Annotated in this window: 7 protein-coding genes; all 7 read right to left on the bottom strand. The window is 63.4% G+C overall.

The features are described 5' to 3' along the window. Nucleotides 1-82: 82 nt before the first annotated feature. Nucleotides 83-262: a twin-arginine translocase TatA/TatE family subunit gene (gene tatA, locus NA637_RS23420; RefSeq protein ID WP_423836761.1), complete on the bottom strand. Its 180-nt coding sequence runs from the start codon at nt 260-262 to the stop codon at nt 83-85. Nucleotides 263-316: 54 nt separating this feature from the next. Then, nucleotides 317-865, bottom strand: a complete 549-nt coding sequence (locus NA637_RS23415) for a nitrous oxide reductase accessory protein NosL (protein WP_256074901.1) — start codon at nt 863-865, stop codon at nt 317-319. Nucleotides 866-887: 22 nt separating this feature from the next. Beyond that, complete coding sequence (locus NA637_RS23410; RefSeq protein WP_256074900.1) at nt 888-1,715, bottom strand: ABC transporter permease; 828 nt, start codon at nt 1,713-1,715, stop codon at nt 888-890. After that, nucleotides 1,712-2,638 carry an ABC transporter ATP-binding protein gene (locus NA637_RS23405; RefSeq protein ID WP_256074899.1) on the bottom strand — a complete coding sequence of 309 codons (927 nt, stop codon included), beginning with the start codon at nt 2,636-2,638 and terminating at the stop codon, nt 1,712-1,714. Before NA637_RS23405 ends, NA637_RS23410 begins: the two co-directional genes overlap by 4 nt. Next, on the bottom strand, nt 2,635-3,942 hold the full coding sequence (locus NA637_RS23400; RefSeq protein ID WP_256074898.1) for a nitrous oxide reductase family maturation protein NosD: 1,308 nt from the start codon (nt 3,940-3,942) through the stop codon (nt 2,635-2,637). The genes NA637_RS23405 and NA637_RS23400 overlap by 4 nt, the downstream gene beginning before the upstream one ends. 71 nt (nt 3,943-4,013) lie before the next feature. Further along, the gene (gene nosZ, locus NA637_RS23395; protein ID WP_256074896.1) at nt 4,014-5,915 is read right to left on the bottom strand and encodes a TAT-dependent nitrous-oxide reductase; all 1,902 of its coding nucleotides are present in this window, start codon (nt 5,913-5,915) and stop codon (nt 4,014-4,016) included. Nucleotides 5,916-5,946: 31 nt separating this feature from the next. Next, the gene (nosR, locus tag NA637_RS23390) at nt 5,947-8,163 is read right to left on the bottom strand and encodes a transcriptional regulator NosR (RefSeq protein ID WP_256074895.1); all 2,217 of its coding nucleotides are present in this window, start codon (nt 8,161-8,163) and stop codon (nt 5,947-5,949) included. Nucleotides 8,164-8,366 lie beyond the last annotated feature (203 nt).

The following is an 8,366-nucleotide window of genomic DNA, read 5'->3' as shown; positions in this document are numbered from 1 at the left end:
TCATACGGGAAACCGGCAGCAGGCAGATGCCGAACGATGATCGCGAGCACGCTCGCGCCTACGAAAGAACCCCACCAAAGCCTTATTTGAGTTCGTGCTTGGCCGTGTCGCCCGGCGCTGCGCCTTCTCCGTCGCTCATGGATTTGCGAAAGCCGCTGATCGCGCCACCCAGATCCGTGCCCAGACCGCGCAGGCGCTTGGTGCCGAACAGCATGACCACGATCAGCAGCACGATCAGGAGTTGCCAGATACTGATACCCATCATTGCAAATACCTCGTTCAAGTTGTGTCTGTGCGGTCCACGCGGGCCAGTCGTTCAGTGGCCGGCGCGGGCCTGGTGATCGGTCATGCCGGAGATCATCGCGGCCGCCGGTTGCAGCACCGACTGGTCGATGTCATCGAAGCGCAGCACCCGCCCGTCCTGCTCGGCGGCCAGCCGCTGGGCGTCCTCTTCCTTCGCGAAGGTCGCCAGCACGGCGCCCATGGCCCCCTTCAGGTGCGTACCCGCGACATAGTAGGCGCTGGTGGCGTCGATCAGGAATTTGTCATCAGGCTGCTCCCAGGTGGAGCGGCCCATGTCGTGCACGTAGAGCTTGGCGTTGAGCATGCGGTTTTCCGGTTGCAGCCACCAGCCGAGCATCTCCGCGGTGGAACAGAATTTACGGACCCGGCCCTTTTCCACCGCCTGCCCCTTGGGCCCCGGGAAATCGCTGATCACCATGCCGCAGACATGGCATTCATCGCTGCTGTGAAAGGCCACCGGCTCAAGCAGCTGCTCGCTCTGCTCGGCCTCATTACAACCGGCCAGGCCCAGCACCATCGCAGCGGTGATCAGGGCGCGTGACACTCTGTATAGGGCATTCATCGTTACAGTTTCCTTCTCATGGTCATGCGGGACGACGGCGGAACACGCCATAGGCCAGCAGCAGTGACACACCCACCCACAGCAACAGGCACAGCCAGAGCGCGGCGGTTGGCAGCGGCAGCTCGCTACCCAGCGACAGCACGCCCATGGCACTGCCGCCCTCGAAGCCGGACAGGTTGATCAAACGGTAGATGTCGGCCGGATTCAGCAGCAGCAGCCAGGGCAGCGCTTCGGGGCTGAACTTGCCTTCGCTGAGTACCAGCAACGCCAGCAGGACCAGGTCGAACACCAGCACGAACAGAAACCACACGCCGAGCGCCAGCCCGGCCGCGCTGGATTTCTCGCTGACCTTACTACTGAGCACATAGGCCATCGCCAGGAACACCCAGCCGAGCAGGGTCGAGGACACCATGAAGCGGCCGAACGCCCAAAGCAGCAGGCCGATTTCGATGTCCTCGACCAGCACGGCGATGGCCAGCATCGCGCCGCCGAAACCGATCAACACCGCGAGCGCCAGGATCAACCCATGACCGACGAACTTGCCCAGCAGGATCTGCCCGCGCCCCAACGGGTAGGTCAACAGCAGCATCAGGGTGCCGCCCTCGTCCTCGCCGACAATGGCGTCGTAGGCCAGCAGCAGTGCGATCAGCGGCATCAGGAAGGTCGCCAGACTCGCCAGGCTGGCGATGGTCGCCGGAATCGAGGTAAAGCCCAGCTGGCCGGAGGCCGCGGCGCCGAGCCAGGCAATGCCCACCGCCAGCACGGCGAACAGCAGGCTGATGGCGAGCAGCCAGCGGTTGCGCAAACCGTCGCTGAATTCCTTGCGGGCGATGTTCCAGATCGGGTTCATAACGTGCCCTCCGCCGCGCGGACATCGCCGGCGCGCTGCAGGTAGTAGCGATACAGGTCTTCCAGCGATGGCTGATGGATTTCGATGTCGTCCGGCTCGCCCTCGCCCAGCAATTCGCGCAGCAGCGGCAGTTTGTGGCCATTGATGGCCGATACCTCGACGCTGTGTTCACCCAGCGAACGTGCGCTATGGCCCGCGTCTCCCCAACGCTGCAACCAGCCGGCGCTGTCGTCGATGCCACTGGCGCGAATGCGCACCGGCAGCCCCGCCTCAATACGCAGCTGCGCCAGGCTGCCGACCGCCTGTAACTGACCCATGGCCAGAATCGCCGCCCGATTGATGTGCGCTTCGACGCCGGGCAAGACGTGCGAGCAGAGAATGATGCTGGTGCCGCGTTGGCGCATCCGGTCGATCAGCTGGTAGAGGTCGCCGGTTGCGATCGGATCGAGCCCCACCGTGGGTTCGTCGAGCAATAGCAGGCGCGGCTCGCCGAGCAGCGCCTGGGCCAGGCCGAGACGCTGGCGCATGCCCTTGGAATAGGTCTTCACCCGGCGCTCGGCAGCGTGGCACAGCCCGACCTGTTCCAGCAGTTCGTCCACCTGCTTCACTGCCGCGCCTTTGAGCCGAGCGAAGTGCCGCAGCGTCTCGCGGCCACTGAGCTGCGGATAGAAGGTCACGTTCTCCGGCAAATAACCCAGCTGGCGGCGGACTTCGGGATCCTGCGGCGCCCGACCGAGCACATGCACCTGCCCTTCGCTGGGCGTGAGCAGGCCGAGGATCAGTTTCATGCTGGTGGTCTTGCCGGCACCGTTGTGGCCGAACAGGCCCAGCACCTCGCCCTCGCCGAGGGTCAGGTTCAGATCATGCAGCACGGTCATGCTGCCGTAACGCTGGCTTACGCCCTGGATCTCGACGGCGTTCATGACGTTGGTTCCTGCTTTGCGGTTAGGGGTTTTTCGGTGGGCAGGCGCATCAGCGGATGGCTGTCCTGCACGCCGGGCGACTTGATCACCGGGAAGGCCCGCTGAACCCAGCGCAGCACCTCGATGCTCGGGCTGTTCATCAGCAGCCGCACCTGCGGGTAAAGCCACAACAGACGATCGACGTTGTCGTTGGGCTCGTAGGCGACGTCGCCCAGGCCGTCGTCGTTGCGGTCCCAGCCCAGGTAGTCGCTCCAGTAGTTGCCACGACCGTCGATGGACCACTCCTGAGTGCGGGTGGCCACATACTTGACCTGCTGCTGATTGTCGATGAAGGCGTTGCCAGAGATGCGGTTGTCTTCCGAGCCCGCAGTCAGGTGGATGCCCAGCGCGCTTTTCTCGAAACGGTTGCCGGCAATGGTGTTGAACAAGGAGTTGTAGATGAACAGCGCCTTGCCCTCGGCGCCCGAGATCATGCTGTCGCCGGTGGCGCCGCTGCGCACGTCGCTGACGACGTTGTCGCGGATGGTCGAGTAGGTGATGTAGTTCATCAGGATGCCGTAGTTCTGGTCGCCCTCGGAGCGATTGCCGATGACCTCCAGCTTGCGGCTCTGCATCAGCGCATAGCCGGTACGGGTGCGACGGGTGACGTTGCCGATCACGCTGTTGTCATTGGCGAACATGTAGTGCACCCCGTAACGCAGATCCTCCAGCACGTTGCCTTCAATGTGATTGCCGTTGGACGTATCGATGTAGATGCCATCGCGGGTGTTGCGCACCTGGTTGTCGATGATGCGCGCGCCGCTCACGGCGTAGAGGTGAATGCCGTTGCCGCGGTCCTGGGAACGAAGGCTGGTGTCGCCTTCGATCTGGTTGCCGATCAGGCTCACGTCTTTCGAGCCGTCGACCCAGATACCGAAGCCGGGGCCACGCAGCCGGTTGTCGCGGATCACCACGCGCTGCGCCTTTGGCTGGATGAAGATGGCGGCGTTCATCGCGGTGAGATCGCGGCCCCAGTCACGCAATGTGCAGCCTTCGACGGTGACATCGGACGCCTCGATCAGCAGGCCGTTGCCCTCGCCCTGCGCCTGCAGCACGGCGCCAGGCTCGCAGCGCAGCTGCATGGGCTGGTCGATGCTGAACCGACCGTTGTATTCGCCGGCCGGTAAGCGCCAGCGGTTGCCCCCTTCCGCCTGGAGCGGCAGGGCTGAAATGGGTTGCGGGGCCGCCTGGGCCACCCCGCCGAACAGGGCCAGCAGCAGCGCTGCCAGCGGTTGAAGCCTGGATGTCGCCTGAGACCTGAGCACCGCGTTGTTCCTTTTCAGCTTCCAGGCAGGGGGATGGGCGGGAGCCGGTCGTGCGCTCCCGCCCGGTCACGTTACGCCGGTTCGACCAGCATGCGGCCGACCATTTCCATGTGCAGCGCGTGGCAGAACCAGCTGCAGTAGTACCAATGCAGGCCGGGCTTGTCGGCGGTAAAGGTGATGGACGAGGTCTGCTGCGGGCTGATCTCCATGCTCGCGCCGTGGTTGGTCATGACGAACCCGTGGGACACGTCCTCGATCTGGTCGATGTTGGTAATGGTCACGGTGACCTCATCGCCCTGCTTGACGGTGAACTCGGTCAGGCCATAGGTCGGAGCCATGGAGGTCATGTACACCCGCACCTTGTTGCCATCGCGGATGACCTTGTTGTCAGTTTCCAGGTTGATGCCGTCCTTCTTCGCCCTTTCCACGGTAGGCGCAAAGAACGGATCGTTGCGGTCCCAGATTTTCTTGGTCTTGATCTGGTCGCGACGCGCGAGGATGCAGTCGTGCGGTTCGGCATAGGTCGGGCCGTCGTGCACCAGCTTCATTTCCTCGCCGGAAATGTCGATCAGCTGGTCGTTTTCCGGGTGCAGCGGGCCGACCTGCAGGAAGCGGTCCTTGGAGAACTTGCACAGCACCACCAGCCACTGGCCGTCGGCGTCACGGGTCTCGGTCAGCGAGGCATGGTTGTGGCCCGGCTGGTACTGCACATCGAGCTTCTGCCTGATGTAGTTGACCTTCTCGCCCTGGTAGGCGCGCACCGCGTCGGCCATGTTCCACTTCACCACCTGGCTGTCGATGAACAGCGTGGTGTAGGCGTTACCGCGACCGTCGAAGGTCGTGTGCAGCGGGCCCAGACCCAGCTCCGGCTCGGCGGCGACCACGTCGCGCGGATCCTTCAGCTTGTCGTCGAACAGATCATCAAGCTTGGCGATCTCGATCATGGTGACGGTGGGTGACAGCTTGCCGGCGGCGATGAAGTACTTGCCGTCGGACGAGGTGTTGCAGCCGTGCGGGTTCTTCGGCACGGGGATGTAGCGAGTCAGCTCTGAGCCGGCACGGCCGTCGACCACGGGCACTTTCGAGTCGCCGATGGTGCTGAACTTGCCGGCCTTGATCGCCGCCTCGATGCGCGGAATGTTGTACACCACCACCCAGTCGCGCTCGTTGCGCATCATGCCGCCCAGGTCGGTGGCTTTTTCCGAGTTGTAGCAGGTGGAGGCGGCGTACTTGCCGGTGTAGTCGGCGTCGGTGTTGTCCAGGTTGCCATCGACGATGACCTGGAAGGCCATCTCCATCTTCTCGGCATCGATGACATTGAACATGGTGTAGCTGCTCTCGGCCTGCAGGTCGTAGGAGCTGCCATCGTTGGGGTGCGGAATGATGAACTCGGCGTTGGCGAACACGTACTGGGTGTGCGGCACCTTCTGCAGGCGCAGGCCGTGAATGGCCTGGACGTTGGGAATGGTGAGCATGGCGTCGCACTTCATGATGTCGAGGCGGATGCGTGCGACGCGGCTGTTGGCCTTGTCATTGATGAACAGGTACTTGCCGTCGTACTGGCCGTCGGTCATGGAGATGTGCGGATGGTGGCAGTCGCCGTTCAGGAACTTGGCGCTCTCGCCCATGATGTGGCGGCTTTCGTTGGTCAGGCCCCAACCGGTGGCGGAATCGACGTTGAATACCGGGATGCGCATCAGCTCGCGCATCGAGGGCACGCCGACCACGCGCACTTCGCCCTGGTGACCGCCGCTCCAGAAGCCGTAGTAGTCGTCCAGTTCGCCCGGTGCGACGTGGATTTTCTGCTGCGCGTCCTTGACCGCCGCGGCCCAGGTCTCACGGCTCATGACTGCTCCGCCGAAGGCGGTGGCGGCTACAGCGGCGCCGGTCAATGCGCTGGCGCCGAGGAAGCCACGGCGGCTAAAGCCACTCTTTTCCAGCGTTTCGGGGGTGTGCTTGCTCTTGTCGCTCATGGGGTGTTGCTCCTTATCGTGTACGGACAGGTCAAACGATCGGTTGCGAGCGTTCGCGACCAGGCGTGCCGCTCTGCGGATCTACCACTTGCACTACGGGAATCAGCGTTGGGCCGGCCGGGGCTTTCTTGCCGCGTTTGGCGCGCTTGTTCTTCAGGATCAGTGGCGGGCACTTGTTTTCGTTGTGATAGGTCATCTGGCAATCGAGGCAGTAGTGGCACTCGTTGTGGTTGATCTGCCCATCGGGGTGGATCGCCTGGATCTCGCATTCCTTGGCACACAGCTGGCAGGGGCTGCCGCATTCCGGGCGGCGCTTGAGCCAGTCGAACAGGCGGACCTTGCTGCTGATCGACAGCGCCGCACCCAGCGGGCAGATGTAACGGCAGTAGACCTTGCGGGTGAACATGTTGATGAGCAGCAGCACCACCGCGTAGGCGACGAACCACCACTGGCGATCGAAATGCAGGGTGATGGCGGTCTTGAACGGCTCGACCTCGGCGGCCTGCTCGGCCATCATCATCGACTCCAGGGAGATGCCGAACAGCACCAGCAGCACGATGTACTTGATCGCCCAGAGCCGCTCATGCACCGCGAACGGCAGCTCGTATTGCGGGATTTTCAGCTTGCGCGCGGCCTCGTTGATCAGTTCCTGCAGGGCGCCAAAGGGGCACAGCCAGCCGCAGAACACGCCACGCCCCCAGAGCAGAATGCTGGCGGCGGTGAAGGTCCAGAGAATGAAGATCACCGGGTCGGTGAGGAACAGCTCCCAGCGGAAGTCTTGGAACAGCGCATGGACAAAGGTCAGCGCGTTGACCACCGACAGCTGCCCGAGGGCGTACCAGCCGATGAACACCACGGTGAACACCAGGTAGCCACGGCGTAGCCAGTGCATGAAGTGCGGGCGGCGAGTGAAGGTGTCCTGCAGGAACAGGATGACGGTCAGCAGTGCCAGGGCGACCAGGATCACGCCGATCTGGAACGACTTCTGGTACCAGATGGTGACCCACACCGGCCGGTTGGCCTCCTCGGCGGCAGCCAGTTCCTCGGCAGTCGGCTGCGGGCACTCGATGTACTGCTCGGGCATCTGGTACGGCAGTTCGAAGCTGGTGAACACACCGCTGATCGGGCCGGTCTGACGGCGCACGAGCAGCTCCAGCGTCCAGGGCGAGCCCGGATCGAAGGCCACATGCTGACGGACAATGAAGATGGCCATCTCGCCGAAGTCCGGGATGCCCTCGGCGTAGACGTCGTCGAGGCGCTGGAAGTCGCGGTCGTGGAAGCTGATGACGTTGCCGAACTGGCGCAGCTGCACGCGATCGAAGATGCCGCCGCGCACATAGCCCGAGCCCTTGAACGAGTAGTCGCCGCTGGCCATCACCGCGACCGCGTGCTCGCCCGGCTTCAGGTCTTCCATCAGGGACTGGTACTGGCTCTCACCGAGCAGGTTGCGGCCGATGGTCGGCGGATTGATCTCGGCGGCATAGAGATCGATGAAGGGCTCGTCGACGGCGTCCGGGGCGGCTTCGTCGATGCCTTCGGCCTCGGTGCCCTTGAACGCCTTGTCGATGTCGCCATAGGTCAGGTGCAGGCGGCGAATCGCACCGTTGCCGGTCAGCTCGCTCCAGGTCGCAGACTCGTAGTAATCCTGGCGGACGGTCGCCGGCTTTTGCGCGGTCCCGGCCTTGTCCTCCACCAGCCCAAGCGACACGGCAACATCGCGAGCGGCGCGCATGACGGTTTCATTGACCACCATGACCGTGACCGTCGCGCCGGTGACCGCATCGATGGTCACCGCCTTCTCGTCACTGGAGTGGCCGACCACGACCCGCTGGTCGACCTTGATGCCCTTGTACTTGGCCGTGAATGCGTGCAGTTTCTCGATCGGAATGCCGACCAGCAGGATCGGCTCGTGGTGTTCGAGCACATAGGCATCGACGATCACGCCTTGGGGGTCCAGCAGCACCTGGATGTTGATCGGCTTGCCGGAGTAGGCCGGAATGTCCACCACGTTGATGGTCTGAAAGGCATAACCCAGCACCTCGTCAGCCTTCGAGAGGGTGCGGACCTGGTAATCGCCTTCGGCGGCCGAGACGCTGGCGCCTGGGAAGAACTGTTCGATACGCGGCTGCTCGACCTCGTAGTCCTTGGCCTGCAGGGTGGAGACACTGAGCATCAGCGCCAACAGCAGGACAAAGCCGAGCCCCCATGCGCTTCTGGTGCCAGCTGCGAAAGAAAGAAGGGACTTCATGAGCTATCTGCTTGATGCTGCGAATGTGAGCCGATGGTAGACAGCACTCCCCCGCGCTCTCCTTGATGAATATCAAGCTTGCTCCGCGTGCACACTCCACGCAGCGTCTATACCAGCCTATTCCTCGCCCACACCCGCCAAGGCCGCCACCCCGCGTCAGCTTGCGACGAGCCTCACTCAACGCACCGCCATGCCTCGACCGT

The organism is Stutzerimonas stutzeri (genome assembly GCF_024448935.1).
Lineage (GTDB): Bacteria > Pseudomonadota > Gammaproteobacteria > Pseudomonadales > Pseudomonadaceae > Stutzerimonas > Stutzerimonas stutzeri_AO.
The sequence above is the reverse complement of the archived record's forward strand: the minus strand, read 5'-3'. Positions and strand labels throughout refer to the sequence as shown.